Origin of the sequence: Nocardia coubleae NBRC 108252, from assembly GCF_001612805.1 — a bacterium.
In the GTDB taxonomy this organism is placed as follows: domain Bacteria; phylum Actinomycetota; class Actinomycetes; order Mycobacteriales; family Mycobacteriaceae; genus Nocardia; species Nocardia coubleae.
In genome coordinates, this window is record NZ_BDBD01000011.1 from 1049274 (window position 1) to 1076030 (window position 26757).

Here is a 26757-nt window from a genome sequence, read left to right on the forward strand (position 1 = left end):
CCTGGCCTACGACTGTGGGCGGTCGTCGGCGTCGACACGCAGATCCCGGCCCGTGACCTCCACCGTAGCGACCAGGGCCGCCAGGCTCAGGGCGGCGGTGACCACGATGATTCCGCTCAGCGCGACGCTCGACCCGTCGAAGGCGACAAGCAGGCTGCTCGCGATCAGCGGGGTGAAGCCCGCGCCGACGAGCGCCGCGGTCTGATAGGCGATGGACACACCGGTGTATCGCACACCGGTGGGGAACATTTCCGACAGCATCGGGGTCAGCGGCGCGTACATCAGGTTCTGCAGCAGCTGCGCGAACATCAGTGCGACCGTCATGATCCACCACGAATCGCTGTTGATCAGGCTGTACAGGGGGAAGGCGTAGACGATGGCCCCGATCGCGCCCGTCATCATCGTTCGCCGCCTGCCCAACCGATCCGACAGGGCCGCGCTCGCGGGAATAGCGACGATCGAGACGACGACCACCAGCAGCAGCGATCGCATCACCTCGCCGACCGCGTAACCGATGCCGGTCGCGTAGGCGATGATGTGCGAACTGGTCAGGGCGGTGAGCGCGAACGGTGCGAGACCGGCGAACACGGCGGGGACGAGCAGGCGTGGGCGACGCAGCACCTGCGCCGCGGGAATCGAGTCACGCGGCGGCTCGGCGGCGGCGAAAACCGGGCTCTCGGCGACCCGCAGCCGCACATACATCCCGAGCACGAGCAGGGCCGCGCTCAGCAGGAACGGCACCCGCCACCCCCAGGTCGAGAACTGTGGTTCGGGAAGCTGGGTCACCGCGGCGACCGCCCCGGTGGACAGCAGAAAACCGAGAGGTGTTCCCAGCTGCATGATTCCGGCCCAGCGACCGCGATTGCGCGCATCGGCATGCTCGACGACCATCAGCGCGGCGCCACCCCATTCCCCGCCGACGGCCACCCCTTGCACCACGCGCAGCAGCACCAGCAGGATCGGCGCCGCGACGCCGATGGTGTGATAGGTCGGCAGCAGGCCGATCGCCGCGCTGGCGATACCCATCATCAGCATGGTGATCAGCAACATCGACTTGCGACCCACGCGGTCACCGAAATGACCGAAGATCACGCCGCCGAGCGGACGTGCGACATACCCGGCGGCGAGGGTGCCGAACGAGGCGATCGTGCTCAACGCCGGATTCGAGCCGGGAAAAAACAGCGGCCCGAACACCACCGCGGCCATCGTCCCGTACAGCAAGAAGTCGTAGTACTCGATCGTCGTACCGAGCAGGCTCGACAAGGCCGCACGGCGGCGAGCTCTCGCGTCGGTCGGGATAAACGCCTGTGGCGCAGACGGACTCGCCTTCTCGGGTGGCAGCGTGGTCACCGAGACTCCTTCGGTTCGGCCGCGACATCCTCGTTCGATATCGCGGTCACCGCGACGTTTCCAGCGCGACCCGACGCCCGGCAATACCGCCGACCACTGAGCGGAATCTTCAGTGACTCCGGCAGCGCAAAGCCATTGCGTGCCTTCCGCGTTATCGCCCGTCGCGCCCCTGCGGGAATTGCGCGACAGCCTCAACGATCAACCCGCCGAGCTGGTCGGCGGTGATCATGCCGCAGTTCACGAGCCCGGCCAGCCCCTGCAAGGTGGCGAGGAAGATCAGTGCGGTCCGCTGCGGGCTCGTGCCCGGCGGCTCGTCGGCCAGACCCTGCTCGAACACCAGCAACATCGGCGCGAAGGCCGCCTCCGCGGCCGTGCTCACGGCCTCGCCACCTTCGCCGTGTTTGTGGGCGAACATCAGCTCGGCCAGGTTCGCCTCGGACGTCACGAAGTCGAGGTAGGCCCGGGCCAGCGAGCGGATCCGGGCGCGGTAGTCGGGCGCGGCGTCGACCGCGTCCCGCAGTCGCGTGCCGAGCAAGGCGAACCCTTCGACGGCCAGTGCGTCGTGAAGCTGCCGACGGTCAGGGAAGTGCCGGCGCACAGCGGCGTGCGAAACACCGACGGCGGCGGCCAGCTCACGCAGCGACAACTCCGAGGCCCCTCGGTCACGCACCACCGGCGTCGCCTGCTCCAGTACGGCCTGCCGCAGGTTGCCGTGGTGGTAGGGGCGGTCGGGCGTCATTCGGGCAGCCTATCAAGGATGTTTCCGTTGACTAGATTGTTTCCAGTGGATACATTGGCTCCATGCTCACACTTGCCTCTCCTTCTCGGATTCCGGATCAGACCGGCCGCACCGTCATCGTCACCGGCGCCACCAGCGGGATAGGCCGTGCCGCGGCGGCTGTCCTTGCCGCCAAGGGCGCACGGCTCATACTCGCTGTCCGCGACCAGGAAAAGGGCCGTGCCGTCGCCGCCGAAATGAGTGGGAGGGTGGAAGTTCGTCCGCTCGACTTCAGCTCGCTGGCATCGGTCCGGCAGTTCGCGGACGGCATCGACAGCACGGTGGACGTGCTCATCAACAACGCCGGAACCATGACCGATTCGCTACAGCACACCGCCGACGGTTTCGAGCTCCAGTTCGGGGTCAACCACCTGGCGCCCTTCGCGTTGACGAACCTGCTGCTCGACCGGATCACCGACCGCGTCGTGTCCACCTCGTCGACCGCCTACCGCTCCGCGCAGCTCGATTTCGACGACCTGCAGTGGGCGCATCGCCCCTACAAGCCGTTCGGCGCCTACGGTGCGTCGAAGTTGTCGGTCCTGCTGTTCACCGACGAACTACAACGCCGCCTGAGCGCGGTCGGCTCGTCGGTCATCGCGACCACCGCGCATCCCGGCTGGGCCTCCACCGGCTTCCGGATCACCAGCGGTAACCGGCTCATCGACGCCCTGTCTGCCATCTTCACGCCCATGCTCGCCCAAGGCCCCGACGCCGGTGCGCTGCCCACACTGCTGGCGGCTGTCGGTGACATCCCCGGTGGCAGTTTCGTCGGTCCGAGCCGCTTCGGCGGTGTTCGCGGTCCGGCAGCGGTGGGCGAGATATCCCCGGTGGCCAAGGATCCGGACTCCGCCGCGCGGCTTTGGCGCGCCTCCGAACAGCTCACCGGCACGCACTTCCCCTTCACCTCCGCCTCGCCGTCACCGGCCCCGACCACAGACGTCTCTGGAGCATGACGATGCCGGCGCATCAGTACGTCGAATCGAGAAGTGTTGCGGCTGGACAACTTCGAGCCCCGTCGGCCGCAGACATCGGTGGTCACGAGGCCATCCGTCTGACATCGGGCAGCGTCAGAGCTGTGTGGGCCGGTCGACCGGTGGCCGGGGCCGACATGGTGAGGTCGCGGAGTCGATGGTTGCGGGCTTGCAGGGCTTCGGCCGTGGTGGGAAAGAGTGCCGCTTCGCCGGTGGAGATCTGTGATTGGTTGAGTTCGACGAATGGGCGGCTGGCGCGTTCGTAGGCGGTGAAGGCGGTGGTGTGGTCCTCGTGTGCGGCCAGGGATTCGGCGAGCATGTAGGCGCCGACGAGCGCGAGGCTCGACCCCTGCCCGGTCAGGAACGACGGTGCGTAGGCGGCATCGCCGACGAGGGCCACACGCCCAGCCGACCATTGCGGCATGTGGATCTGACTTACCGTGTCGAAGAACGGATCTGGGGAACCGCACACGGCCTCGACGATGTCCGGCACCTTCCAGCCGTCGTCGCCGAAGAGCGTGGATATCAGTGCACGTCGAGTCTCACTGTCCCGGAAAGCTTCGTGGGGTGGTTCGGGGTGGGCGAAGGTCAGGAGGGCGTGTACGTCGTCGCTGTTTCCCACGGCGTAGAGAGCGGCGGCGCGTCCGGGGGTGTTCCAGATGACCGCTTCGCGTGCGAGCCCGAATGTATTGGGCATGGTGCAGATCGCGAAGCAGTAGCCGAGGTAGCGCAGGTAGTTCTGTTCGGGGCCGAAGGCGAGAGTCCTGGTGCGTGAGTGCAATCCGTCGGCGCCGACAACAACATCGAAACTGCGTTGGGCGCCGCTGTGGAAGGTGACGTCCACACCGTGCTCGTGTTCGGTGAGGGCGTCGACGGAATCGTCGAAGACGAACTCCACGTCGTCACGGACTGCCGTGTACAGGACGCTCGTCAGCGTCTCCCTCGGGACTTCGAGGTCGTGTCCGTCGACTCCCCCGGCCACCGCCTGTGGATGAACGACAGCGGCCCGACTGCCGTCGGCCTCGAGGAAGGTGACCCGCTGTGTGTCGATATGGGCTCGCTGTAGCTGCGGCAGAATGCCCATCCGGTGCGTGACTTCGACGGCGGTGCCACGCAGGTCGATCGGGTATCCGCCGCCGCGCACACCGGCGGACTTCTCGACCACCGTCACCTCGAATCCATACTTGTGCAACCAGAACGCCGATGCGGGACCCGCGATACTCGCGCCGGAAATCAGCACAGTTCCTCTGGATTTCATGTCAACTCCTCTGTTTCCGATGAAAGGGTCACGCGCGCGTTTCGACAGCCTGGCGCTCGCGATTCGGCGCCGGCATCCGACGCGGTGGGCGCGTGGTTCGAACAAGAAGGACGACCACGATCGCGGCGATCAGGAAGGCCGCGGTGGCGATCGCGATATAGCTGAATACGCCGGTAGCCGAGTTCACCGTCGCGCCGTCCGCGACGACAGTGGTCGATGCGAGAACGGCCGCGCCGACGAAGTTGAACACCACGGCCCCTGTGGAGACCATCACCATGACCAGGCTGGACACGACGCCCTGCCGCTGCGCTGATGCCAAGTCGCCCGCCGTGTTGAAGCCCGACGCACCCAACGCCGCGACCGTGACCCCGAGCAGGAACGCGAAGCACAGCGCCGCGACCAACTGGGACGCACCGAGGAACATCCCGATGGTGGCAACGGTTCCGAGCATGACCGCCCCGGCAAGAGTTCGGGCAGGCCCGATGCGCGTACCCAACCAGCCGGCCGCCGGCCCGCCGAGCATGACACCGACAGCGGGTGCCGCGAGAAGCAACGCCACCGACCCGCGACCGCCGAGTCCGTAGCCCAAGTTCTGGTCCGCCGAGACATCACTGATGAGCGGGATGAGCTGCAGCATGCTCTGGTAGGAACCGGCACCGAGGAAGACGACCAGAAGCGTGAGAAGCAGTGGCTTGCCGAGGTTTCCGACGTCGATCAGCGGATCAGCCTTCCGGCTCGAGACCGTGAACCAGCTGACCAACGCCACGGCCCCGCCGAGGAGCAGGGCGAGCGGTCCGATAGCGGACCACCCGAGCTCGGGACCCATGCTGATGTAGCCGAGCACTCCGAGCAGACCGCCGCCGAGCAGCAGCGCACCCGAGATGTCGAGCCGGCCCGGCGTCTTCACGAGCGATTCGGGAACAAGGAAACGCACGCACACAGCCATCGCGACCGCGACAGCGGCCGAGATGAGAAACAGGATCTGAAAGCCGAACTCCGTCGCCAGCTTCTCGACGAGGAACCGGGAGGCGACATTGAGGATCGCGGTTCCGGTGGTCACGATGCCGACGATGATCATGGCCAGGCGTGGCGTGCAGACGGTTCGCACGATCGCGACCGACAGGAACATGGCGGCCAACGCGGCTCCCTGCAACATGCGACCGATCACGAATATCCACATTGTCGGGGCGACCGCGCAGATCAGCGCGCCGACACAACTGATGAGCAAGGTCAGCACGAGGACTCGGCGTTTTCCGTATATGTCGGCGCTCTTACCGAGCAACGGGGCCCACATCACGCCCGCCAGCATCGCGGTGGCATTGAGCCACGCCGCCTGGTCGGTGCCGAAATGGTCGAGCATCTCGGGCAGGACGATCAGCGGTGCGCCGATCGCCGAATCCACCACGAAGTTCACCAGGGCCAGGATCGCCACGAGGCCGAGTAGTCGCCGACTCCACCTCGTGTGAAGACCGACGTTCACACCGTCGGTTGTGTTCTGCTGCATCGACTTCGGCTCCTCACCAGACTTGATTCCCCGACTGAGCGGGACTCGCGCCGCCCAGGGACTTTCTGGTTACAACCGTTCCAGCGGAGCCGTCGGCGGGCATCGTCTCTCGTCACCGATTGCCGCTGGTGCTGTCGCACCAGACGACCACGCACTCCTGGTGCGTAGGAACCGAGTCGTGCGCCTTACGGTTGCGGGACCCTCGCCACGCGTATCTTGGGCGAGGTGTTGCCGAACCAGCAGCGTCCCCCGATCCGGTGATGACCACCCAGCAGGTGGCACGACGACCGGTGTGGTGGCGCGAGGCGCTCGTCCTCGCGACGGCGTTCCTGCTGTGCCTGTCCGGCGGGATCTTTCACCCCGACAACACCCTCGGATGGCCACCGATCGCCACCTATGCCGTCGCGGGTGTCTCGTGTGCGGCGCTGGTCGTGCGGCATCGGGCGCCCGTAGCCGTGGTCGCGGTAACCACCGCGTGCGGCATGCTGGTCGCACCGTTGGGCCTGCTGTCGACCCCCCTGATCGTGGTGCCCGTCGCGATCGCCGCCTACGCGCTGGCACTGCACACCGAGCTGAGGGTGACGATCGCGGTCCTGCTCCCCGCCGTGGCCTTGCTGGTCGCGGCTACCCCGCTTCTCGACGGGCTGTCCTGGCAGGACGCCGGCCGGCTGCTGTCGGTGGCGGCGCTCCCGCTGATCGCCGGGGCGCTCGGCAATGCGACGCAGAGCAGGCGCGCCTACCTGGCCGCCATGGAAGAGCGGGCACTGCGCGCCGAGGAGAGCCGGGAGAGCGAAGCGCGGCGCAGCGTCGCCGAGGAACGGGTGCGCATCGCCCGCGAGCTCCACGATGTCGTCGCACACCAGATCACCCTCGCCAATGCCCAAGCTGTTGTCGCCGCGCACGTGTTCGACTCCCAGCCGGACCAGACCCGCTCGAATCTGGACAACATCATCGAGACCACGAGAAACGCCCTCGACGACCTACGCGCCACGGTCGGACTGCTACGCCAGGCCGGGGACGCGAACACTCCCGCCGAACCGTCACCCGGCCTGGCCCAGCTCCCCCGGCTGCTCGAGTCGTTCGACCGTGCGGGGCTGCGAGTGACGACGGACAACGACGGCACGCCCGTACCGCTACCGCCAGGCGTGGATCTCACCGCCTTCCGGATCATCCAGGAGGCCCTGACCAACGTAGGCAAACACGCCGGAACCAGCCACGCTCGAATCCGCCTGTCCTGGGGCCACGACCTGCTCGGCATCACCGTCGCCGACGACGGACCCGGCTCGCGAGCAGCGAACAGGCCGAGCTTCACGGGGTCGGACCGGCCATCGGGCTACGGGCTCATGGGTATGCGAGAACGTGCCAAGGCGGTCGGGGGTCAGCTCTTCACCGAAAACAGCCCGGCGGGTGGCTTCATCGTCTCCGCCCACTTGCCACTCACATCGGCGAACACGACCGGCGACACGGAGAACGGTGGTACCCCATGACAATTCGAGTGCTCCTCGCCGACGACCAGGCCCTGCTCCGCCAGGCGTTCCGCACGCTCCTCGACACCGCCGACGACATCACCGTGGTCGGCGAGGCCGCCGACGGCTCACAAGCGGTGCGGCTCACCCGTGAACTGCACCCCGATGTGATCGTCATGGACATCCGGATGCCCGAGACCGACGGCATCACCGCCACTACACAGATCTGCGCGGACCCGCACCTGCGCGACAGCCGGGTCCTCGTCCTCACCACCTATGAGACCGACGAAAATGTCGCACAGGCACTACGCGCGGGCGCGAGCGGCTTCATCGGAAAGGGCATCGGCGCAGCGGAACTGCTCACTGCCGTGCGCACCATCGCAGACGGCGAAACCCTCCTCTCCCCCGCCGCGACGCGGACCTTGATCGCCCGCTTCCTCGCAACCCCACCCGACGACAGCGCTACGCACACCTCCGAGAAACTCGACGTGCTCACCCCGCGAGAACGCGAAATGACGACGCTTGTCGCACAAGGACTGTCCAACAACGAGATTGCCGAACAGCTGTTCGTCAGCCCGTTCACCGTCCGCGCCCACGTGCAGCGTGCCATGAACAAGCTGCACGCTCGCGATCGAGCACAACTCGTCGTCATCGCCCACCAGACCGGACTGGTCAACCACGCCAACGACGGCGGCCTTCCCTGACCGCCGGTTGCCCGCAGCAGGGTCAGGGCTTCGACCGCGGGTCGGCAGCGATCCCGAGCGTGCGGGCGATCCGCGCCATGAGCTGAGACATCTTCGACGGGAACGAATTCGGTTCCGGCACGGTGACCGGGCGGACCCGGCCGTTGTGAATCGCCGTTATTTTCCAGCCGTTTTCGGTGCGCAGCAGCACGATGGTCTGCCGGGAGAGCCGGCGCTTCGGCAGGCGCGAGCGCCACGGCATCAGCACCGAGGCGGTGCCGTACACGATCGCCACATCCGGGGTGATGTAGCGGATGGACTCCAGTTCACCGGTCAGGGCTGATCCGGCCAGGACTCCACGGAACAGCCGGTCGTGGTTGCGCTGATGCTGTTCACGGCCGATGGCACGGGTGCCGTCGTAGGAAACGTAATCGGAGTCCTCGGTGAAGAGCGCGCCGAAGGCTTCGGCGTCATTGGCGGTCCAGGTCCGCTGGAGCTGTTGGAAGACCTCCGCGATGGCGATGTCGTCGGTGGTGTGCCGGGTCTGGTTCATGGATCGAGCCCCTCGGTGCTATCGTTTCGATCGTCGAAATAAACGATAACAGGAAGTTTCGAATGTCGAAAGATGAGATCATCGGCGAGATCGGACAGCAGTTGCGGCTGCTGCAGCGCAGCTTCGACACCTTCGACGAGGCGGTCGCCGCGCACTTGCGGCTCAATCGCACGGATATGCGGTGCCTCGACATCGTGTTGGGCCGCGGGCCCCTCTCCGCGGGTGAGCTGAGTTCCGCGCTGCGGCTCAGCCCGGCCGCAACCACCACGGTCATCGACCGGCTCGAACGGGCCGGATATGTCTCGCGCGCACAGGATCCGGACAATCGGCGGCGCGTGCTCATCGAGCCGACCGCCGACGCGCGACACATGGCGGAGCTCATCTTCGAACCCGTGGGCCGGGCCGGTGCGGCGGCGCTCCGGCGCTACGACAGCGACCAACTGCGCCTCGTTCTCGACTTTCTCGCAACGGCTCTGCGCGTCCATCAGGAGCAGACCGACCTGGTTGCCGAACGCACCCGGAACGACGGATCCGCATCGAGTTAGTGGCCGAGACCCTCGGCCTGTGAATCCTCGGGGTGCGGATGGCCGGCCGTGGTGGCGAGGATGGTTCGCGCGACCAGTTCGGGATCGTCGATCATGGGGACGTGACCGACGCCTCGGAGGACCCGGAAGTGAGTTTGTTCGGACAGGCGCAGCCGGGCGATGGGGGTGTTCACCGCGAGCGGCGGGAGGCGATCGTGCTCGGCCCAGGCCACCGTCATGGGGCACGGAAGATCCGGCAGCGGTGCGATGTACTCGTCGGTGCTGAGCAGGTCGGTGGTGACCGGGCATTCGGTCAGGTCATGGACGATATCGAGAGCTTGCGCACGGCTGATGCGATCGCCACGAGTCGCGACGTTGCGCAGTGCGAGCCGCCGGATCAGAGGTGAACGCAAGCCGAGCGGTGCCAGGGGCCTGCCGAGACGAGCGGTTGCCGCCTCGCGAGCGATGATCGAGGTCCCGTGAGTTTGACTGGCGCGGCGCGGTTCCCAGAACCCGGCCGGCGACAGGGCGCATACACTGCGGGCCCGGCCCCGGCGTGCCAGTTCGATCGCGATCCATCCGCCGAGGGAGTTCCCGGCCAGATGCACCTGGTGAAGGCCGCGGGTATCCAGCAGCGCTTCGATGTCGTCCACCAGATGACTCACCCGCGTGGGCCGCTGTGTCGGTTTCGGTCCGTCGCGATGGCCGAGCAGCGTGGGGGTGATGACGTGGTGGTGCGGCGCCAACAGCGGCACAACCTCGGCCCAGGCGCGTTCCGACATCGTGAGCCCGTGCAGCAGAACCAGCGGTGGTCGGTCGGCATTCATGATCGTCCTTTGCGAGGCGCTGATCTCGACGGCGGCGTTCCCTTACCGTCGGTGGCGGTCAGGGGCGTGGTCGGGTGCGGCGCATCGCTTCCAGGCGGTCGAGTAACGCCTCGAGGGATTCTTCGAACTCGTCGGCCGCGCGGTCGGCCGCCAGGTGACTCTGCAGGCGATGCACGTTCGGGTAGTCGGCCAGATCCGAGGATTCGTGCTGCCCGGGCTCGGTGGTGGTGATCGGGCTCAGCTCGACCCCCTTGGTCGCCACCTCGAGCAGGAGGTGGCCCAGGAGGAACGTGGCGAAGGACCGGTAGGCCTGCACCGCCTGCCGGTCGTCGAACCCGAAGCGAAGCATGGTGTCGAGGAAGGACTCCATCCAGTTCAGGCTGCGCAACGGCGGGCACAGCCACGGCGCCTGGGGTGGGCTCGATGCCATCAACGGGAACACCTCGGGGTGCTCGATGGCGACGCGGCGAACGCCGTGCGCGAGGCGCTGCAGATAACCCTGCCAGCTGCCGCCCGCACCGTCGGGCTCCATCAGGTTCTGCTCGTAGAGCTGGTCGACGAGGTGATCGACCACCCCGGCCAGCAGATCGTCACGCCCGGACACGTATCGGTACAGGGCCATGGCTTCCACGCCGAGCCAGGAACCGAGGCGGCGCATCGTGAGGTGCCCCAGGCCTTCCTCATCGATCAGCGCGATCGCGGATTCCAGGATCAGGACCCGATCCAGTCGCGGGGCGCGCCGATTGCCTCCGTCGCGTGGACTGTTGTCGCGCAGCTCGGCGCCCGAGTCGATCGTGTCCTCGCTCAGGGCGGAGCTCCTGTCAAAATCCTCGGGCCCTGGTCTTCCAGCACGCCACTATAACCCCAGGATACCGGGATGTTCCGGCTCGACTCAACGTACCCCGTCACGCGGTAGTCGATACACCGGTTTACAAGATAAACCGCCATATGTTTATCTTGTAAACGGCAGCCGTGGCACACGGCCGGAGCCCGAGCGGCACGGCTCGAGGCCGCGGCCGGCAGCGCTCAGCAGTATTGACGGCGATCAGAGGTCGCGGGCACGAGCCACTCGGTTCGGGAATTGAGGAGTGACGTGATGGACAAGCCCGCGATGCTGCGGATGGACAGTACGGCGCGGACGACGCCCGGTTACTCCGACCGGCAGTGGGCTGTGCGCGAGGCGGTGCTGAAATGGGCACACAACGAAGACCTTTCCGACAACGCCGGGCGGGCCCTCGGCGCCTTCGTCGTCGGGGCGTCGGTCGGTTGGCCGGGCGAGTCCCTCACCGAGAACGAGGTAGTTCGCGCGTCGCAGTGGTTGACGAGGATGGGTCTGTTCGACTCCGTCGATCTCGACCCGGCATTCGGTCACCGGACCACGGTCTATCGCCCTCGGATCACCGCCGAAGGAATCCGTGTCGCTCGCGGCCAGGGTGGAGTTCGCGGAATTTCCTGGCCGGGCATGGCGATTCAACCATCCAGTCCGCCGAGCGATCTCACTCCTCCACCGCAGCAGACCGGGTAGTCGATCCGGTTGTCAGGTCGACGAGAGTCGGACCTTCGCCGTTGCTCGTCCGAAGATCTTCCGCCCCTGAGATATGGCGACGATTGCCACGACCGCCGCCCGCTGCCGAGGATCGACCGACCTCACGGTCCCCGAGAACTCGACGCGCGCTCCGGCGCTGGTCACATAGACCGGGCTGGTGAACCGGACCGCGTACTCGAGGACAGCACCGGGATCACCCAGCCACGAGGTGAGATAACCCGCGCCCAGACCGACGGTCAGCATGCCGTGAGCAACCGGAGCGTCCAGATTCACCGCTCGCGCGGCTTGCGGGTGCCAGTGGATCGGATTCGGATCACCCGCCACACCGGCGTAATTGACCAGATCTCCGAGGGTGAGAGAAAAGACCCGTGGTGGTAGCTTCTCACCCTCCGCGACGGTCTCGAAGCGACGCGTTCGGCCGCCGCATGCGCCTTCCGATTTCGGCCGAGGATCAGATCCCTTGCGCATCCGTGAACGGAGTCCAGCACCCGACGGTCTGTCGTGAAAACCGCGCATCACAAGGTCATCGGCCGAATGAGACCTCGGGCCGCCTGCCTCGGCTCGACCCACGAAACTTGTCCGCGAGGTGATCAGCGGGCAGTCGTATTGGTCTGTGATCTCGGTCTTGAATTCGAAGAGTTCGCTGCCGAAGGCTCCGCGAAACGACTCGAAACCCACATCGCAGGTCAGCGCGTCACCAGGACGAATCGGCCTGTGGTAGTTGACAACCTGATCGGTCTGCATGATCCGGCTCAGATCGTATCCACCGGCCACAGTGTCGAACATCGCTCGTTGCGCCCGAAACGCGGGAATCGCGAAGAAGGTGAGTGGCGCGATGAGCCCACCGTAACCGAACTCCACACCGGCAGCTTCCGACCGATGCACCGGATGGCTGTCCTGGACAGCGCGTGCGAATTGCCGAATATCCTCTCGCCCAACGACATACCGGTCGTCGCAGCGATAGGTGCACCCCACCATGGTCGACGGGTGGAGGGCGACGACCGCCGCTCCCCCGATCTTCGCGCTGGTCATCACCATAGCGAGCAGAGTAGTGTCCGCTGCCGCGTCGGCGGTGCCACCGGAGCCCGGAGTGTCGACAGCTTCGCAGCGAATGTGCCGGGGCCAGCCCCTCCACCGTCAGCCGGTGACGAGTCACAGGCCGGCTTCGAGCTCCGCTATTCGCCGACGCTCATCGCCGAGCTCCGGCCCGTCGGTCCCGACTCCTCTGGCGCGGGCCAACAGCTCCCGCGCCAGCACCGGATCAGCTTGGCGCACCGCCACATCCGCGCGCACCACCAACAGCTTGACCAGCTGGACCGCCGTCGGCTCCTCATCGGTGCGGCTCAGAGCCCGGTCGAGGACCTTCACCGCCAACTCCAGATCCTGCTTGGAATCAGCGAAGAGCGACCCCATGTGGACGGCCCGATCGAAGGTCTCCTTCGGCAACGGGCGATGCCGCTGGTCCGGACTGATCGGCTGTGCGACCTGAATGGTGTTCCCACCCGGATCGGTCAGGAGGAACTCGCGCACCCCATAGCTCCTGTCCGTCAACGCACCGACCCGCGGCACACCGTGAACGGGCACCGACCCGTACACCGCCCGCAGCCCTTCGGTGAAAACCTCGTACAGGTAATCGACGTCGTCAGTGTCGACCAGGCAACCGTGCGTCGAAGACGTGGGATCGAACTTCTTGTCCCCGTAGAAGTTCAGCTCGATACCCCCGCGCTTCACACTCAGAAACTGGTAGGGCGCCGTCTGTTGGAACGTGATCTCGAATCCGATCGCGACATAGAAGTCGCCCACCGGCTCGATCGACTGAGCCATCAATCTGGGAATCACCTTTTCGGTCATGCTCTCGAAGCTAAGAGGTTGGCTCAACCGGACGCACATAGAAGTGAGAACGCCGACATTCGCTGGTCATCGACCGTCCGGATCTATCTCCGGCGCCTGTCAGGCCACACTCGTCGAATCAAAATTCCTGCGGTGGAATTCGTTTCGGCCAGCCATCGTTTCGCAATGGCGCAGCCGGGTAGCCGTCCTGTAACGAGCCACGAGGCAGGAGGGAAGGGTCATGACGAGACCGGTACTGGAAGCCCGGCGCCGCGACACGGTCCACCACGGGGACCTGGAAGTCGACTTGGACTCCCTCACACCCGCGAGCACGCGGGTAATGGTGCGCGAATTCCTCGCACCATTACCCGAAACCTCAGCCGCGGACACGATCCAGGTATTCGACGAACTCGCGAGCAACGCCCGCCGCCACGGGCTCCCGCCCCGGCGTGCCCGGCTATCGCTGGACCACGTCCGCGACCGTGTGCGCATCGAAGTAGACGACACCGGCCCCGGTGAACCGCACCCGCGCGCCCCCGACCACACCGGCGGTCTCGGACTTCTCCTGGTCGGCAACCTCGCCGACACCTGGTCATGTAGCCGCTACGACGGGCACAAAACCATCCAGGCCGAACTCACCTTCGCCCACGACGTCCGCCCGGCGGCGTGATCATCTGGGCAGCGGGATGTCGGCCTTGAAGCGGTCGCCGGGGGGAAGTCCGCGTAGTACGGCGCTGGTCCAGGCCACCGCCGGTGGCCAGCCGGCCGTGGCATTGACGAGGTGTTCGGGGAGGGGCATGGTGTAGAAGCGCAGGTCGGCGCCGCGGTTCCAGTAGTCCTCGACCGTCGGTAGAACGACGTCGGCGGGGATCAGTTCGTCCCAGATGCCGTGCCACCAGAAGATCGGGCTGTCCGGAATGTGGTGGCCGAGACTCTGTTCCGCGAGAATCCGCATGACCTCGGGGGTGGTGTCGAGCGATTTTCCCGGCTTGAAGTAGGCACTGATCGGCCGGTACGCGCCGGCCGCCGCGATCGTGTAGACACAGCGCTTACCCATGTCCGCGACAATCGCTTGACCCTCCGGGGTCAGCAGCTCCTCGGCGTCGAACGCATCGGGGAATTCCCGTGACAGCGCGGCGAATCCGAGCCACATGGTGAAGTTGCTGATACCGGTGAGCCCGGGCTGTGCCGCCACGGCGAAGCGGGCCTGGGCCTGCAGATCAGCAGGGAAGCCGCCGACCGCGGTACCGAGCAGCCGCACGTCGGGCGCGTAGGTCCGGCGCAGTTCGGCGGCGCGGATCGACCCCGAGCCACCACCGGAGTAGCCGTAGAGCGCGATGCCGGAATCGGCAAGCCCCAGCGCAGAATTCTTCATGGCGCGCAGGCTGTCGAGCACCATCTTGCCTTCGTCGTAGGTGTTGAAGGTGTTGAACTTGCCGTCGAAGTCCGGGACGTTGATCGCGAAACCCTGGGCCAGCCAATAGACCGCGAGCGCGGCTTCTTTCATCGTCCCGGTCCGCAAGGTGTAGGACGGATTGCACGACGAGTCGGTCGAGTCGATCGCCTCCTGGAACGACAGCACCGGACGCGGGCTGCCCGACCAGGGAATGCCGGGAATGATCACCGAAGTTGCCGTGGCGATCGGATTGTCGTGCACATCGTTGCTGCGGTACAGCAGCTGTTCGGTGTGGACGGGGAAGGGTAGCCCGAGCAGCCGGGTCTGCACCGTGCGGGAACGGATGATCTGCCCAGGGGCGTAAGAACTCAGGTCCGCAGGGTCGTCGTACCACGGGTCCTCAGCGGGGACCGGAATCGGCAACAGATCGTAGAGCTGGGGCTCGGTGGGCAATTGCGGCAGCTGATTCTGATCCGGCGGAAAGCTCGGATACGGATCGGCCGCGGCGACCGTGGTGCCCGATACCGCCAGACACATCGCCGCCAGCGGGGCAACCGCCCATCTCCGCGCAACTCTCGGGTTCTTCATCGAATCCTCACTTCGGTAGGTGACGCCGATTACAACACGCCATCTTGTTGTTAACAAGAGTTCTTGTTGCAATTTCGCATTCGATACGCTGATCTGCGTGACATCGATCGAAAAGCGCCCACGGCGAATCCAGGGCCTCGACGCCGAGCAGCGCCGAGCCCGCAGGCGCGAGCAGATCCTGCACGCCGCGTTCGAGCTGATCGCCGCCAACGGATACCCCAACACCTCCATCGAGCAGATCTGCCAGACCGCACTGGTCGGCAACAAGGCGTTCTACGAGCTGTTCGACAGCAAGGAGGCCTGCTACCTCGCCCTGCTGCAGCAGGTCAGCGAGCGATTGCAAGCCGACGTCGCCGCCGCGCTCGCTCGCGCGCAGGGCGATCGCGATGCCGTCGTCGTCGAGACCCTCAGCGCCTTCGCGCACGCGCTGGTCGACGACCCCCGCGTCGCCATCGTCACCTTCGGTGAGGCGAGCGCGATCTCGGCCACGGTCGAACAGCAGCGCCGCACCAACCGGAGATGGGCGGCCGAGTTCCTCGAAACACTGTGGCGCGATTACGGATTCGTGCCCGCAACCGGTTCGCGCGTCGACCTGCACGCCCTGGCTGTCGCCACCATCGGCGGGCTGTTCGACACGGTCTCGGACTGGTTGCACCACACCACCCGCGGCACCTCGGGCGATATCGACACCCTCATCCGCGACCTCACGGCATTCACCCAGATCGTCCACCTCGGCCTGGGCGCAGCCGCGCGGACACCCGACTCGACCGATTAAGAACAAGCGCTCTTGTTACGAACAAGAGCCCGTGTTCTAATTGGCTGCACCTACCGAAGGAGCAGCTATGCAGTGCCGCGCGGCCGAGATCAACATCACCGGGCTTCGGCATTCCGTTGCCACCACCGCACGCCAGATCGGTGCACTCCAGCGATCCGGGGTCATCGACCTTCGGCGACCACTCCAGGTGGCACGCACCGCACGCACGATGCGCACTTACGGCCCGATCACCGGTGGCGTACGCAGCTCCGCGCAACGGACGCCGGACCGGATCGCGCTCATCGACGGCGACCGGCGAATCAGCTATCGCGAACTCGACGAGCGCACCGATGCCATCGCCGCCCGCTGGTACCGGGACGGGCTCAGCGCCGACCACACCATCGGCGTCCTCTACCCGGATGGTGCGGCACTGGTCGAAACCATGATCGCCGCAGGCAAACTCGGCGCGCGGCTGGTTCTGCTCAACACCGGTTTCGGCGCCACCCAGCTCACCGACGTGCTCGCCCGCGAACAGGTCGACGCACTCGTCGCCGATCCGAGCTTGCCGGTGGCGGCCACTCCCCTACCCGACACCATCACCGTGCTCACCCTCGATGGCAGCGGTTCCCAGCGGCCACCGTCGCCAGCCAGGCAGGGCGGGTTCGTCCTGCTCACCGGTGGCACGACGGGCACTCCGAAGGGCGCGCCACGCCGGGTCGAATCCCCCTTGGCGGCAGCGCAATTCGTCGACCGGGTACCGCTGCGACGCGAGCAGACCGTGCTGTTGTGCGCGCCGTTGTTCCACGGAACCGCCCTGTCACAGTTCATCCTGTCGCTCAACCTCGGTTCCACCATCGTGCTGCACGGCAAATTCGACGCCGCCCGCGCGCTCGCCCAGATCGCCGAACACCGCGTCGAGATGGTCGTCCTGGTACCGACCATGCTGCGGCGCATACTCGATCTGAGCCCAGAAGTGGTGGCACACACCGACACCACCTCGCTACGAATCGTGTTCACCGCGGGCGCGGCGCTCCCCTCGGCGCTCGGCACCAGGGCGATCCAGACCTTCGGACCCGTGCTCTACAACTTCTACGGCTGCACCGAAACCGGCACCGCCACCATCGCGACTCCACAGGACTGGACAGCCGCACCCGGTACCGTCGGCAAAGCCCCGGTCGGCATCACCGTCGCGCTCTACCACCCCGACGGCACCCGCATCACCGAACCCGACGTGGTCGGGACCGTCTACGTCGGCAACTCGATCGCCTTCGCCGGATACTCCGGCGGCGGCTCCAAACAGACCCGCGACGGCCTGATGAGCACCGGCGACCTCGGCCACTTCGACTCCGGCGGAAGACTTTTCATCGACGGCCGCGACGACGACATGATCGTTTCCGGCGGCGAAAACGTCTTCCCCGGAGAAATCGAAGACCTCCTCTACACCCACCCCGCGATCACCGAAGCAGCCGTCATCGGCGTCCCCGACGACGAATTCGGCCAACGCCTCGCCGCCTTCATCGTCCCCACCGGCAACCGCGACGCCGACACCGTCCGCACCTACGTAAAAACCCACCTCGCCCGCTTCAAAGCCCCCCGCGACGTCGTCTTCCTCGACGACCTCCCCCGCACCCCCACCGGCAAGATCGACCGCCGCACCCTCCTCACCCTCACCTGACCACCGCCGCGGGCAACGACCTCGGGGTCGGCCCGCGGCGTGGTCGGGTGTCAGCTTTCGATGGCGGCGTGGAAGGCGACGGTGTCGAAGATGTCTTCCATTCGGGTGGCTTTGCCCTCGCGCATGGTCCAGGAATGCAGGAAGGGCAAGGTGGTCGAGGTTCCGCTGCGGGCGATGACCTGGCGTGTGCCCAGGACGATGACGCGGTCGTTCTGTTCGATGAACTCGGCCGGGTCGAGGACCATGCCGCCGAGCACCGACGGGACGCGAGCGAGGAACTCCTTGATCCCGTCGTGGCCGATCTTGGTTCCGCCCAGGCCGTATTTGTGCATGCCGTCGGGGTGCACCCACTCGACGTCGTCGTGCATGGCGGAGAGGATCTTGCCGACATCGCGGGTCGCGAAACCCTCGTACGCGGTGCGGATTACCGCGATGTTCGGGGTCGTCACCTGAGTGTGGTTCATCGCGGCGTCACCTCACGGACGTGCGCGGGGTGGTGCGCGGCGAGGGTGCGCCGGATTCCCTCGCGCCAGTCGACGGTGCAGGGGCCGGTGATGGAGCGGCGCATTTCGGGATCGAACTGGTAGGTCTCGCGGGTGACCTCGGACGGGACGAGCTGCGCCTCGATGCCACTGAGTTCTTCGAGGTAACGGACGCAATCGGTGATCCCGACCGACTCGTCACCACCCCAGTTGACCACCCTGGCAGGTACCGACGCCGCGTTCCACAGCGCGGGAACCTGGGCGACGAGGTCGTCGGTGTAGAGCAGCGAACACCAATTCTGCCCCTCGAGCGGAACCGGAATCGGTTCGCCTGCCAGCATCCGCTTGAAGTACAGCATGGGCACCCCACCGTATCCGCCGGGACCGTAGGCGATATTGAGCCGGGCGATCGTGGTCGGCAGTTCGAGTGTGTTCGCCAACGCTCGCACGGTGCCTTCGGCCGCGATCTTGCCGACCGGGTAGGTGGGCAGCCAGTCGGCGACACCGTCGATCGGGTCGGATTCGCGATAGGCGTGGTCGAGGGTCTGCCGTTTGTACAGCGCGCCGGTCGACACGAACAGAAACGCCTCGGCGGTGCGGCAGTGGGTCATCAGCCGCGCGCACGCGGTGGAGTTGACGGTGAGCGCGTCCTCGAAATCGGTGCCGTCACCGCGGTGGACCGCCGAGTGCAGCACGTGGGTGAAATCGGTCGGCAGCTGCGCGTAATCCGCGGCCGTCGTGTCGTTCATGTCCCAGTGCCGGGTGGTCACGCCGGCGGCGCGCAGTTCGTCCTCGACACCCGGTGTGCCGAAGCGGCCGAGGCACCAGACCTCGTTGTGGGCGGCGAGCGCCTCGGCGACCGGTCTGGCGACCTGCCCCGTGCCGCCGGTGATCAGAATCTTCTTGCCCTGCAACGTATTTCTCCCTATCGGTCGGCGTCGGCCTGTGCCAGCGCGCGGTCGAGTTCTTTGCGCAGAATGGACTGGAACGCGGTGACGTGCCGTGGTCCCATCAATGTGTAGTGCTCACCGGGCACATCGATGTAGCGGTTCGCCTCGGTGGTGAATTCGTCCCACCGGCGCAGTTCGTTGTCGATCCAGTCCTGTTTGGTGCCGCGCAACGGGACCGCGCAGAACACACTCATCGAGCGAACGGCACCGCTCGGCGTGTAGGTACGGCCGAGGCCGGTGAGCCCGTCGGCGAGTTCGGCCCAGGCCGTGAACTTCGTCAGATCCAGGTCGAGTTCGGCGACGCGGTCGGGCGGGGCCAGTTCGATCAGGCGAGCGAGCTGGCCCCCCTTGGACAGCGCTCGCAATTCGGCGGGCAGTTCGACGGCCTGCCGCTTGGTGATCAGGTCGAGGAACATCGCGAGATTCGTCGCGGTCTCGGTGAAATCGAGCTCGTCCATGCGGTATTTGATGTGCGGTGGCAGGTTGAAGCTGCCGAGGAAATCGACCCGTTCACCCTCGGCTTCGAGCCGCTTGGCGATCTCGAACGCCACCGCGGCGCCGAAGGAATAACCGGCCAGGGCATACGGACCATGCGGTTGCCGCCGTCGGATGGCGCTCGTATAGACATCGACCATCTCGTCGAACGTGTGGAACGGCTCCTCCCCCTTGTTGAAACCGCGGGCGCGCAGCGCGTAGAACGGGCGGTCGCCGACGAAGTACTTGGCCAGATTGACAAACACCAGCACCTCGCCGACACCGGGGTGCACACAAAACAGCGGCGTCTTCGTACCGCTGGTCTGCAACCCCACGATCGGATCGTAACGGCGCGGCCCGCCACCGCCCCCGTCCACGACAGCTGCCAGCTCCCGCACCGAGGGTGCGGTGAGGATGGCGATGATCGGCAGATCCGCCACCCCGAAGCGGCGCGCGATCTGCTGCTGCAGCCGAAGGATGTCCAGCGAGGTGCCGCCGAGGTCGAAAAAGCTGGCCGTGGCGCTGATTTCGGTTGCCGGAACATCGAACAGCTCCGCGTAGACATCGGTCAGGATCGACTCGGTACCCCCCTGCGGTGCCGAGTATCCACCGAGCTGGCGGGTCGTGAGTGCCGCGGTGTCGGCGATGACGTGGTCGTAGCCACCTGATTCGAGCTGTTGGCGCATGCGCGGCCGCAAGGTCTTGCCAAGACTCGTCTTCGGGAAGTCCGCTTTGCTCAGGGGCAGAATGAATCCGGGGCGGAACCCGCACAGCAGCACCACCGTGGAACGGACGGCCGTCAGTAGGCGGTGGAGGTCGGCTTCGTCGGCGGTCTCGGCGTGCAGGGCGATCACGAGCTGTTCGGTGTCACTGCCGGGGCGACGCGTCGGGAACGCGGCCACATAGCCACGGGCGATGCCGTCGAGTTCTTCGACGGCCGTTTCGATCTCGTGGCTGAAGTAGTTCACGCCGTTGACGATGATGCTGTCCTTGCTGCGGCCGACCAGCGTGAGCCTGCCGTCGGTCAACCGGCCGAGGTCGCCCGTGCGGAACCAGCCGTCGGCGGTGAACGCCGCGCGGGTGGCCTCGTCGTTGTTGAAGTAGCCGCGGGTGACCATGGGACCACGCAGCTGCACCTCCCCGGCGGCACCCGCGGGTAACGATCGCCCCTCCTGGTCGGCGACCCGCAGCCGTAATCCGGGCACCGGATGTCCGACGGCGGCGAACTCCTGCCCGGCGTCGGCGTTCGGGAAGTCGCGATTGTAGATACTTCCCGCGCAGGTCTCGGTCATCCCGAACGCCGGCCACAGCGCGGTCTCGCGCAGACCGTAGGCGGCGAAGGTGTCGAGGAACCGTGTCCCGGTCGCGACGACATTGGCTTCGCCGCCGCTCACGATATGCCGCAGACAGCTCAGTTCGAGACGGGCGCCGTCGATTTCGGGTTCGAACAGCGCATTCAGTTGCCCGAGCAAAAAATTGGGTGTGAAGGTCATGGACACCCGGTGGCGGGAGATGATCCGCAGGAATTCCATCGGATCGTCGGCGACCACCTCACTCGGCGCATGGATCTGTCGCGCACCGCAATACAGCGGCAGCAGATGCGTTTCGAGCAGGGCAGCGACGTGATCGAACGAGATCCAATTGAAGGTGATGTCGTCGGGATCCAGGTGCTGTACCGCGGCTTTGGCCGCCATGGAGCTGAGCAGATTGCCGTGGGTGAGTGCCACCGCTTTGGCGTTTCCGGTGGATCCGGAGGTGAGTACCAGCAGCGCGAGGTCGTCGGCGGAGGCGAGGTACGGAGTGGGCTCGTGTTCGCCGGTGCGCAACGATTCCACCGTCACCGTTGCCAATCCGGGAACCGCCGGCATGGTGTCTTCGGTCGACTGTGACGTCACGACGAGTGGGCGTTCCAGCAATTCGTCGACATGACGCAACGCGCTCGCCCAGCGCGTCGGGTCGGTGGGCTGGGCGACCATCGGGCACGGCACGAACCCGCCGAGGAAACACGCCCATAGCACGGTGACGAAGTCTTCGTGATCATCGAGCAGGAGAGCGACTTTCGACTGCGGACGCACCCCGCGGTCGCGCAACGCACCGGTGAGCGACAAGGCCTCGTCGAGCAGTTGGGGGTACGAACGGTGCACCCGCACGGTCGGTCCGTCGCCGGTGCGCTGCAGGTAGGTCGTGCCGCTCGTGGGGTGGTGCCGGGCGGCGTGCAGGAGAATCTGAGCCACCGACCCGGCGTCGTTGACCGCGTGTGGTACAGGAATGGTCGAAATATTCGATGTAGCAGTCATTGTGCCTATCCACTGATCAGAGTTGCGCCATGGCGCGATATTCAGGCGGTGGCGAAGACCTCGTCGTACTCCAGCCGTGGCAGCCGTCCCATCCAGGCGTCCGGGCCCGGCTTGCCGATGTTGATGACGCACAGCGGGACATGCCTGCCGTCGGGGAAGAACTCTCGTCGCACGGCGTCGCCGTCGAAGCCGACCATCGGGCCCGCGGCCAGACCCGCCGCGCGAATGCCGACGATGAGGTAGGCAACCTGCAATGCGGCGTTGAACGTGGCCGAGGGCTCCCGGACCGCCGGATCGGCGAAGACGTTCTGCGGGTTCTCCATGAACGGAACGAGTTTGGGCAACTCGTCGTGGAAGTCGAGATCGGCCGCGACCACGACTGTCAGCGGCGCCCGCGCGGTCTTGTCCTTGTTGCGGTCGGTCATCGCCTCGACCAGCTTCGATTTGGCTCCGTCCGACCGCACGAGGACACCGCGCAGCGGTTGCTGGTTCATCGAGGTGGGCCCGAACTTCACGAGTTCGTAGACGGCCCGGAACTGCTCGTCGGTCACCGGCTCGTCGGTGAACGTGTTGGCGGTGCGGGCGGCGCGGAACAACATGTCCTGCGCCGCCGCGTCGAGCGCCAGTAGATCGGTCGATGTCGCCGTCATGAAACCTCCGCGGCTCGAGTTACTTAGACTAGTCAGTCCAGTCCAGTAAATAGTAGATAGACTGGCTCGTCCACCCACAGTCTTGGTGACCCAGGCCACTCATCCGTGAAAGGCGCCGACGGACATGTCGACATCGGCAACGCGATCGACCGGACCCGGCGGCCGCCCCCCAGGGGGTGATCCGGGTAAGCGGCGAGCCATCCTCGACGCCGCGATCGACACATTCCTGCGCGACGGCTACGAGCGGGCAACCCTCGACGTGATCGCCGAACGGGCCGGCGTGGCAAAACAGACCGCCTACAACCACTTCGGCGACAAACAGACCCTGTTCCTTGCCGCGGTCGAGCACGAACGCGCCCAGGTGGCAACGACCTTCGGCACCGCGATCGCCGGGTCGGATCGCACCGACGTCACCGCCGCGCTCGTCGAGATCGGCCACCGCGTCCTTCGGGTGCTGCTCGACGAGCGGGCGTCCGCTCTGCGCCGTCTCATCATCAGCGAGGTCGCCCGGATCCCGTCGCTGCGCCCCGCCTGCGCCGACGGCGAACCGAAACAGCTGGTGGCCCAGATCGCCGACCTGCTGCGCTCCCGCAGTGAACTCGATGTCGAGGACCCCGCGACCGCGGCCCGTCAGTTCGTCTCGCTGCTCGTCCAACAGGGTCTGCACGCGTCGATGTACGGCACGATCCCGCTCCCCCGCACCGAAGCCGACACCATCTGCACCGAGGCCGCCAACCTGATCGTGCGCGCCTTCCGCACCGATCCGGGGTTCTCCCGATCCTCGCCGACAGCAGAGTGACCCTCGACGCGATTCGCGGCTGCCACGGCCGCGCTATTCGAGCGCGTCGACCTGGTGTCGAGGGGTAACCTATTCAATCGATACAGTCGTCGGATCCGGCGAGGTCGGATCCGGAATCGGAAGTCGGTAAGTCCCATGGTCTCCGCATCGGAGTTGGAAGAACTGGCCCGCCAAGCCGAGGTCGACGGCACCGCTCCGAGAGTCGGTGTGATCATCGAACGCGACGGAACAGTACTACTCCTGGAGCGTCACGACAGCGGCCCGGTCAAGGTCCCGCTGAAGCTTCCCGGGGCCACCGTGAAGCCCGGTGAAACCCTCGCCGCGGCGGTAGCCCGTGGGGTGCGCGAGGAAATAGGGCTGGTCGTCACCGGGATCCGCCACCACGTAGGCGATTTCGACTACCTGTCGCCCGACGCGCACCGCGTCCGCCGCCTGCATTTCGCCGTGGATGTAGCGGCCTTCGAACCGATTCGACTCACCGCCCACGCGCGGTACGCCTGGACACCGCTCGACGGCCACCTCCCGGTGACATCCTCCATCCGCAGCATCCTCGGTACGTACCGCGATCTCGTGAATCACTGATACCCCGGGGCCGGCTGCGATTCGAGCATTCCTGCCGACGCTCACAGCGCCGGCAGGAACGCGACGTCAGGCGTTGACCGAGGCCGTCACTTCCCGAGTGAGCCGCGACGACCACGGGCACCAGAAGGCCCCCGGCAAGAATGCCCCGCCCGCTTCGTCGAGGTGGTCCTCGGTGTAGGTGATGCTGGAGTCGCAGACTTCGATGGCCATGGTGAAGAAGGTGATGGTGTCGGGATCGAGGTGGAAGCTCCACTCCGGGTTGTAGCTCTGCGTGGTCTTGCGGATCCTGCCCATCACATGGACGGACATCGTCTCGTCGCCCGACAGGATGCGCCGTGCCTCGGCGATCCGTTGCTCATTGTCCAGCTGGAAAATGAACTCTTTCCCGCTGTAGTCGGTGAATGCAAAGTGCGCCATGACCGTTCCCCTTGTCGATGTGTTCGAGCGAATGGGTTGCCGAGCGTGTTGCGAGGTCGAGTGTATCGGCCGGATCGCAGCCGGGTGTCCGCAATGCTCCCGAAAGATGTTGGGAATCAACCGTTTTGGGGACGCTGCCGGTTTCCTTTCATGAAACGGGCGTGACGGGAGCGCCTATCGGCGTGTCCCTGAGATGAGTTCGTCTCGACGCGTTGTTTGCCGCCCCGCTCCCGACTTCGCCGAGGTGATCAGCTCACGAACCGCGATGGCACCCCGGGCGACAGCGGCCGCGACCCGACCGTCCGCGCCGACCAGCACCGCCGACGGTGTTCCCCGGACCCGGTAGCGGAGGGCCGCCTCGTTGCCCTGCTGCACCAGCACGGGGATGTCGCCCACCTCCTGTGCACGGCCCCACGCGGCGTGCTCGGTGAGATCACCGTTGCCGACCAGCACGATCGTCAATACGTCACGCACCCGCGACTGCCATCGGGGCAGCTCACGTGCCAGCGCCGCGCACATTTCACATCCTGGGTGGACGAATACGAGTAGCACTGCCCTACCAGGCGACAAGAGCGACGCCAGATCGACCCGCTCACCCTCGACAGCCTGCAACTCGAACTCGGGCGCCACCGCGCCGACCGGCAAGCCCTCGGCCCCGAGGGTCGACAAAGCCTGTTCGTCGACCCGCCGACGAAGCCAACGCAGTTCGCCGAGAGCCCAGCACAGAACCGCCGCTATCGTCACGATCAGCATGAGGCCGACCGCGGCCTCGGCGGGCAAACTGCCGGGGACCTGCGGGTATCGCAGCGCACCTACCGTGACCAGCGCGGCGAGGGCAACCAGTAGGGCGTTTCGAACCAAGGGCGCGGGCCCGATGGGCTCCGCGTTCACAGCACCGAAACAGGAGCAGTTCGGGTGCTCACCCCGTAGCAGCAATCGCACGATCGCCGCGGTGAAACACACCAGCAGCAGCAAGGCGACCGCGCCTGCGAATCCCGCCGTCCACGGCAGCAATATCCCGGCAGCCACCGACCCCTCGACGACCGGCAACCCGATCGCTACAGCGGGTGCCCACCTGATGTGTATCCCGAAGTCCACCACCGCCTTCCGTGTCGCGGGCCCGTTCGCCAACTTCCCCCACGTCGACAACCCGAAGGCCCCGGCCAGTACCAATCGCGAACCCCACACTCCGTATTCGATCAGCATCCCGGCACCATCCCACATGAGGAGAGAGGTGAAACATGATTTGTCGGACAGACTTTCGCCACGCCAGGCTTCGAGAGGGTGAAACAGCGAACGAAGTGGAACCCTGGAGCGCCCCACCCACTATTGGTCCAGCGATTCGATGACGGCAACTGTTGTCACGCAGCGGTTTCAGACGTCCGCGGGTCGGCGATTGCTTGAGCGAGGTCGACGAGGAAGTTCGTCAGGACGTAGATCGCGCCGAGGATCAGGGTGATCCCGGCGATCGTGGTGTAGTCACCGGCTTTCACCGCTTGGGCGGTGTAGAGGCCGATGCCTGGCCAGGCGAAGATCAGCTCCAGCACGATGTCGGCGCCGAACATGGCGGCCACCTGCATGCCCGCGATCGACAGTGTCGAGCTCACCGAATTGCGCATGGCGTGTCTACCGAGGACGCGTAGCTCGGTGAGGCCTTTGACGCGGGCGGTGCGAACGAAGTCCGAGCGCAGCGTGTGCTGCAAGCTGCTGCGCAGGGCCCGGCCGATCGCGACGGCGGGCACCAGGGACAAGCAGACCACGGGGAGGATCAGATGCTCGACGGCATCGAGGAATACGCTCGGCCGCCCGGCGAGTACGGAGTCGACGAGCAGGAACCCGGTGGGCCCGTCGGGCGCGTCGGCGTAGGAACTGCGACCGCGAGCGGGGAGGACGCCGAATTCCTTGTAGAACACCAGGATCGCGAGCAATGCCGCGAGGAAGATCGGCATCGATGATCCGCCGATCAACACCACTCGCAGCGCACCCGATCCTGGCCAGCGCAGTGCCGTCGCCGTGCCGAGCAGCACACCGAGCAGAACCGCGAGCGCGAACGCGCAGATGATCAGTTCCGCTGTGGCGGGCAGGAATTCGCCGATATCGGAGCTGACCGGTCGCCTGGTCACCGCGGACTGCCCGAGGTCGCCGGTCGCCGCCCTTTCGACGTATTCGGCATACTGCACGGGCAGCGGCCGATCGAGACCGAGATCCTCGCGTGCTCGTTCCACCACCTCGGCGGAGGCCCGGTCGCCGACGACCGCGCGGGCGGGGTCCACCGGCGAGACTTGCCGCAGCACGAACACCACCGCGACGAGCGCGAGCAACACCAGGACAGTCCCACCGGCGCGCCGGGCTATGACTGTGAGCATTCGGAGTTCTCCCTTGCGCTGGAGGAGAGGCGATCCC

At 66.2% G+C, this 26757-nt stretch carries 27 protein-coding genes; 10 read left to right on the forward strand and 17 right to left on the reverse strand.

What is annotated here, in order from left to right:
* Positions 1-6: 6 nt before the first annotated feature.
* Positions 7-1350, reverse strand: coding sequence for an MFS transporter (locus NCO8_RS13885; RefSeq protein WP_084457056.1), 1344 nt, complete (start codon positions 1348-1350; stop codon positions 7-9).
* A 151-nt stretch (positions 1351-1501) separates the two neighbouring features.
* On the reverse strand, positions 1502-2089 hold the full coding sequence (locus NCO8_RS13890) for a TetR/AcrR family transcriptional regulator (protein WP_067639537.1): 588 nt from the start codon (positions 2087-2089) through the stop codon (positions 1502-1504).
* A gap of 62 nt (positions 2090-2151) precedes the next feature.
* Between NCO8_RS13890 and NCO8_RS13895 the strand changes: the two genes are divergently transcribed.
* The gene (locus NCO8_RS13895) at positions 2152-3081 is read left to right on the forward strand and encodes an oxidoreductase (protein ID WP_067639539.1); all 930 of its coding nucleotides are present in this window, start codon (positions 2152-2154) and stop codon (positions 3079-3081) included.
* Between the two features lie 82 nt (positions 3082-3163).
* Here NCO8_RS13895 and NCO8_RS13900 read toward each other — a convergent pair whose 3' ends face one another.
* Positions 3164-4357, reverse strand: a complete 1194-nt coding sequence (locus NCO8_RS13900) for an FAD-dependent monooxygenase (protein ID WP_067639541.1) — start codon at positions 4355-4357, stop codon at positions 3164-3166.
* 28 nt (positions 4358-4385) lie between these two features.
* A complete protein-coding gene (locus tag NCO8_RS13905; RefSeq protein WP_067639543.1) occupies positions 4386-5861 on the reverse strand; it encodes an MFS transporter in 1476 nt (491 codons plus the stop codon).
* A gap of 260 nt (positions 5862-6121) precedes the next feature.
* Here NCO8_RS13905 and NCO8_RS13910 point away from each other — a divergent pair, with 260 nt between their 5' ends.
* Entirely contained in the window at positions 6122-7348 is a 1227-nt protein-coding gene (locus NCO8_RS13910; RefSeq protein ID WP_067639545.1) for a sensor histidine kinase, read from the forward strand.
* The gene (locus NCO8_RS13915; RefSeq protein WP_067639547.1) at positions 7345-8031 is read left to right on the forward strand and encodes a response regulator; all 687 of its coding nucleotides are present in this window, start codon (positions 7345-7347) and stop codon (positions 8029-8031) included. The genes NCO8_RS13910 and NCO8_RS13915 overlap by 4 nt, the downstream gene beginning before the upstream one ends.
* A gap of 22 nt (positions 8032-8053) precedes the next feature.
* On the opposite strand, the gene NCO8_RS13920 is transcribed toward NCO8_RS13915, so the two are convergent.
* Positions 8054-8563 carry an SgcJ/EcaC family oxidoreductase gene (locus NCO8_RS13920; protein ID WP_067639550.1) on the reverse strand — a complete coding sequence of 170 codons (510 nt, stop codon included), beginning with the start codon at positions 8561-8563 and terminating at the stop codon, positions 8054-8056.
* Positions 8564-8625: 62 nt separating this feature from the next.
* Between NCO8_RS13920 and NCO8_RS13925 the strand changes: the two genes are divergently transcribed.
* Complete coding sequence (locus tag NCO8_RS13925) at positions 8626-9108, forward strand: MarR family winged helix-turn-helix transcriptional regulator (protein ID WP_067639552.1); 483 nt, start codon at positions 8626-8628, stop codon at positions 9106-9108.
* Here the strand turns inward: NCO8_RS13925 and NCO8_RS13930 are convergent.
* Both NCO8_RS13930 and NCO8_RS13935 read right to left on the reverse strand, forming a co-directional pair.
* Entirely contained in the window at positions 9105-9914 is an 810-nt protein-coding gene (locus NCO8_RS13930) for an alpha/beta fold hydrolase (protein ID WP_067639554.1), read from the reverse strand. The genes NCO8_RS13925 and NCO8_RS13930 overlap by 4 nt on opposite strands.
* A gap of 58 nt (positions 9915-9972) precedes the next feature.
* Entirely contained in the window at positions 9973-10707 is a 735-nt protein-coding gene (locus tag NCO8_RS13935; RefSeq protein ID WP_157104910.1) for a TetR/AcrR family transcriptional regulator, read from the reverse strand.
* Positions 10708-11010: 303 nt separating this feature from the next.
* On the opposite strand from NCO8_RS13935, the gene NCO8_RS13940 reads away from it, so the two are divergent.
* Entirely contained in the window at positions 11011-11439 is a 429-nt protein-coding gene (locus tag NCO8_RS13940) for a hypothetical protein (RefSeq protein ID WP_067498666.1), read from the forward strand.
* 12 nt (positions 11440-11451) lie between these two features.
* Here the strand turns inward: NCO8_RS13940 and NCO8_RS13945 are convergent, their stop codons facing one another.
* Together NCO8_RS13945 and NCO8_RS13950 are read right to left on the reverse strand one after the other, a co-directional pair.
* Complete coding sequence (locus NCO8_RS13945) at positions 11452-12498, reverse strand: fused (3R)-hydroxyacyl-ACP dehydratase subunits HadA/HadB (protein ID WP_245655345.1); 1047 nt, start codon at positions 12496-12498, stop codon at positions 11452-11454.
* 114 nt (positions 12499-12612) lie between these two features.
* Positions 12613-13311: a glyoxalase/bleomycin resistance/extradiol dioxygenase family protein gene (locus NCO8_RS13950; protein ID WP_067639558.1), complete on the reverse strand. Its 699-nt coding sequence runs from the start codon at positions 13309-13311 to the stop codon at positions 12613-12615.
* A gap of 220 nt (positions 13312-13531) precedes the next feature.
* Here NCO8_RS13950 and NCO8_RS13955 point away from each other — a divergent pair, with 220 nt between their 5' ends.
* The gene (locus NCO8_RS13955) at positions 13532-13960 is read left to right on the forward strand and encodes an ATP-binding protein (protein ID WP_084457060.1); all 429 of its coding nucleotides are present in this window, start codon (positions 13532-13534) and stop codon (positions 13958-13960) included.
* Here the strand turns inward: NCO8_RS13955 and NCO8_RS13960 are convergent, their stop codons facing one another.
* Positions 13961-15274, reverse strand: a complete 1314-nt coding sequence (locus NCO8_RS13960; RefSeq protein ID WP_084457063.1) for a lipase family protein — start codon at positions 15272-15274, stop codon at positions 13961-13963.
* 97 nt (positions 15275-15371) lie between these two features.
* Here NCO8_RS13960 and NCO8_RS13965 point away from each other — a divergent pair, with 97 nt between their 5' ends.
* Together NCO8_RS13965 and NCO8_RS13970 are read left to right on the forward strand one after the other, a co-directional pair.
* Entirely contained in the window at positions 15372-16049 is a 678-nt protein-coding gene (locus NCO8_RS13965; RefSeq protein WP_245655346.1) for a TetR/AcrR family transcriptional regulator, read from the forward strand.
* Positions 16050-16116: 67 nt separating this feature from the next.
* Positions 16117-17703 (forward strand): AMP-binding protein, encoded by a 1587-nt coding sequence (locus NCO8_RS13970; RefSeq protein ID WP_084457065.1) that lies wholly within the window; start codon positions 16117-16119, stop codon positions 17701-17703.
* Positions 17704-17753: 50 nt separating this feature from the next.
* Here the strand turns inward: NCO8_RS13970 and NCO8_RS13975 are convergent, their stop codons facing one another.
* From NCO8_RS13975 to NCO8_RS13990, 4 genes are read right to left on the reverse strand one after another with little or no spacing between them, the layout of a single operon-like run.
* Positions 17754-18167, reverse strand: coding sequence for a nuclear transport factor 2 family protein (locus tag NCO8_RS13975; protein WP_210739975.1), 414 nt, complete (start codon positions 18165-18167; stop codon positions 17754-17756).
* Positions 18164-19099: an NAD-dependent epimerase/dehydratase family protein gene (locus NCO8_RS13980; protein ID WP_084457067.1), complete on the reverse strand. Its 936-nt coding sequence runs from the start codon at positions 19097-19099 to the stop codon at positions 18164-18166. The genes NCO8_RS13975 and NCO8_RS13980 overlap by 4 nt, the downstream gene beginning before the upstream one ends.
* 11 nt (positions 19100-19110) lie before the next feature.
* A complete protein-coding gene (locus tag NCO8_RS13985) occupies positions 19111-21906 on the reverse strand; it encodes a non-ribosomal peptide synthetase (RefSeq protein ID WP_067639566.1) in 2796 nt (931 codons plus the stop codon).
* Positions 21907-21947: 41 nt separating this feature from the next.
* Complete coding sequence (locus NCO8_RS13990; RefSeq protein WP_067639568.1) at positions 21948-22556, reverse strand: malonic semialdehyde reductase; 609 nt, start codon at positions 22554-22556, stop codon at positions 21948-21950.
* Positions 22557-22680: 124 nt separating this feature from the next.
* On the opposite strand from NCO8_RS13990, the gene NCO8_RS13995 reads away from it, so the two are divergent.
* Positions 22681-23355, forward strand: a complete 675-nt coding sequence (locus NCO8_RS13995) for a TetR/AcrR family transcriptional regulator (RefSeq protein ID WP_067639571.1) — start codon at positions 22681-22683, stop codon at positions 23353-23355.
* 135 nt (positions 23356-23490) lie between these two features.
* A complete protein-coding gene (locus NCO8_RS14000; RefSeq protein WP_067639573.1) occupies positions 23491-23937 on the forward strand; it encodes an NUDIX hydrolase in 447 nt (148 codons plus the stop codon).
* A 66-nt stretch (positions 23938-24003) separates the two neighbouring features.
* Here NCO8_RS14000 and NCO8_RS14005 read toward each other — a convergent pair whose 3' ends face one another.
* The 3 genes from NCO8_RS14005 to NCO8_RS14015 form a co-directional block, all read right to left on the reverse strand.
* Positions 24004-24354, reverse strand: a complete 351-nt coding sequence (locus NCO8_RS14005) for a BP74-related protein (RefSeq protein ID WP_067639575.1) — start codon at positions 24352-24354, stop codon at positions 24004-24006.
* Positions 24355-24528: 174 nt separating this feature from the next.
* Positions 24529-25560: a peroxiredoxin family protein gene (locus tag NCO8_RS14010; protein WP_167353284.1), complete on the reverse strand. Its 1032-nt coding sequence runs from the start codon at positions 25558-25560 to the stop codon at positions 24529-24531.
* Between the two features lie 155 nt (positions 25561-25715).
* Positions 25716-26720 (reverse strand): ABC transporter permease, encoded by a 1005-nt coding sequence (locus NCO8_RS14015; RefSeq protein ID WP_067639579.1) that lies wholly within the window; start codon positions 26718-26720, stop codon positions 25716-25718.
* Between the last annotated feature and the right edge of the window lie 37 nt (positions 26721-26757).

Excerpts from the sequence above, each read along its gene's own strand:
- NCO8_RS13905 (WP_067639543.1), bottom strand. The coding sequence starts at position 5,861 with ATGCAGCAGAACACAACCGACGGTGTGAACGTCGGTCTTCACACGAGG.
- NCO8_RS13950 (WP_067639558.1), bottom strand. The coding sequence starts at position 13,311 with ATGACCGAAAAGGTGATTCCCAGATTGATGGCTCAGTCGATCGAGCCG.
- NCO8_RS13975 (WP_210739975.1), bottom strand. The coding sequence starts at position 18,167 with ATGAACCACACTCAGGTGACGACCCCGAACATCGCGGTAATCCGCACC.
- NCO8_RS13915 (WP_067639547.1), top strand. The coding sequence starts at position 7,345 with ATGACAATTCGAGTGCTCCTCGCCGACGACCAGGCCCTGCTCCGCCAG.
- NCO8_RS13960 (WP_084457063.1), bottom strand. The coding sequence starts at position 15,274 with ATGAAGAACCCGAGAGTTGCGCGGAGATGGGCGGTTGCCCCGCTGGCG.
- NCO8_RS13890 (WP_067639537.1), bottom strand. The coding sequence starts at position 2,089 with ATGACGCCCGACCGCCCCTACCACCACGGCAACCTGCGGCAGGCCGTA.
- NCO8_RS14015 (WP_067639579.1), bottom strand. The coding sequence starts at position 26,720 with ATGCTCACAGTCATAGCCCGGCGCGCCGGTGGGACTGTCCTGGTGTTG.
- NCO8_RS13920 (WP_067639550.1), bottom strand. The coding sequence starts at position 8,563 with ATGAACCAGACCCGGCACACCACCGACGACATCGCCATCGCGGAGGTC.
- NCO8_RS14005 (WP_067639575.1), bottom strand. The coding sequence starts at position 24,354 with ATGGCGCACTTTGCATTCACCGACTACAGCGGGAAAGAGTTCATTTTC.
- NCO8_RS13910 (WP_067639545.1), top strand. The coding sequence starts at position 6,122 with ATGACCACCCAGCAGGTGGCACGACGACCGGTGTGGTGGCGCGAGGCG.
- NCO8_RS13930 (WP_067639554.1), bottom strand. The coding sequence starts at position 9,914 with ATGAATGCCGACCGACCACCGCTGGTTCTGCTGCACGGGCTCACGATG.
- NCO8_RS13955 (WP_084457060.1), top strand. The coding sequence starts at position 13,532 with ATGACGAGACCGGTACTGGAAGCCCGGCGCCGCGACACGGTCCACCAC.
- NCO8_RS13940 (WP_067498666.1), top strand. The coding sequence starts at position 11,011 with ATGGACAAGCCCGCGATGCTGCGGATGGACAGTACGGCGCGGACGACG.
- NCO8_RS14010 (WP_167353284.1), bottom strand. The coding sequence starts at position 25,560 with ATGCTGATCGAATACGGAGTGTGGGGTTCGCGATTGGTACTGGCCGGG.
- NCO8_RS14000 (WP_067639573.1), top strand. The coding sequence starts at position 23,491 with ATGGTCTCCGCATCGGAGTTGGAAGAACTGGCCCGCCAAGCCGAGGTC.
- NCO8_RS13925 (WP_067639552.1), top strand. The coding sequence starts at position 8,626 with ATGTCGAAAGATGAGATCATCGGCGAGATCGGACAGCAGTTGCGGCTG.
- NCO8_RS13970 (WP_084457065.1), top strand. The coding sequence starts at position 16,117 with ATGCAGTGCCGCGCGGCCGAGATCAACATCACCGGGCTTCGGCATTCC.
- NCO8_RS13900 (WP_067639541.1), bottom strand. The coding sequence starts at position 4,357 with ATGAAATCCAGAGGAACTGTGCTGATTTCCGGCGCGAGTATCGCGGGT.
- NCO8_RS13945 (WP_245655345.1), bottom strand. The coding sequence starts at position 12,498 with ATGGTGATGACCAGCGCGAAGATCGGGGGAGCGGCGGTCGTCGCCCTC.
- NCO8_RS13985 (WP_067639566.1), bottom strand. The coding sequence starts at position 21,906 with ATGACTGCTACATCGAATATTTCGACCATTCCTGTACCACACGCGGTC.
- NCO8_RS13995 (WP_067639571.1), top strand. The coding sequence starts at position 22,681 with ATGTCGACATCGGCAACGCGATCGACCGGACCCGGCGGCCGCCCCCCA.
- NCO8_RS13895 (WP_067639539.1), top strand. The coding sequence starts at position 2,152 with ATGCTCACACTTGCCTCTCCTTCTCGGATTCCGGATCAGACCGGCCGC.
- NCO8_RS13990 (WP_067639568.1), bottom strand. The coding sequence starts at position 22,556 with ATGACGGCGACATCGACCGATCTACTGGCGCTCGACGCGGCGGCGCAG.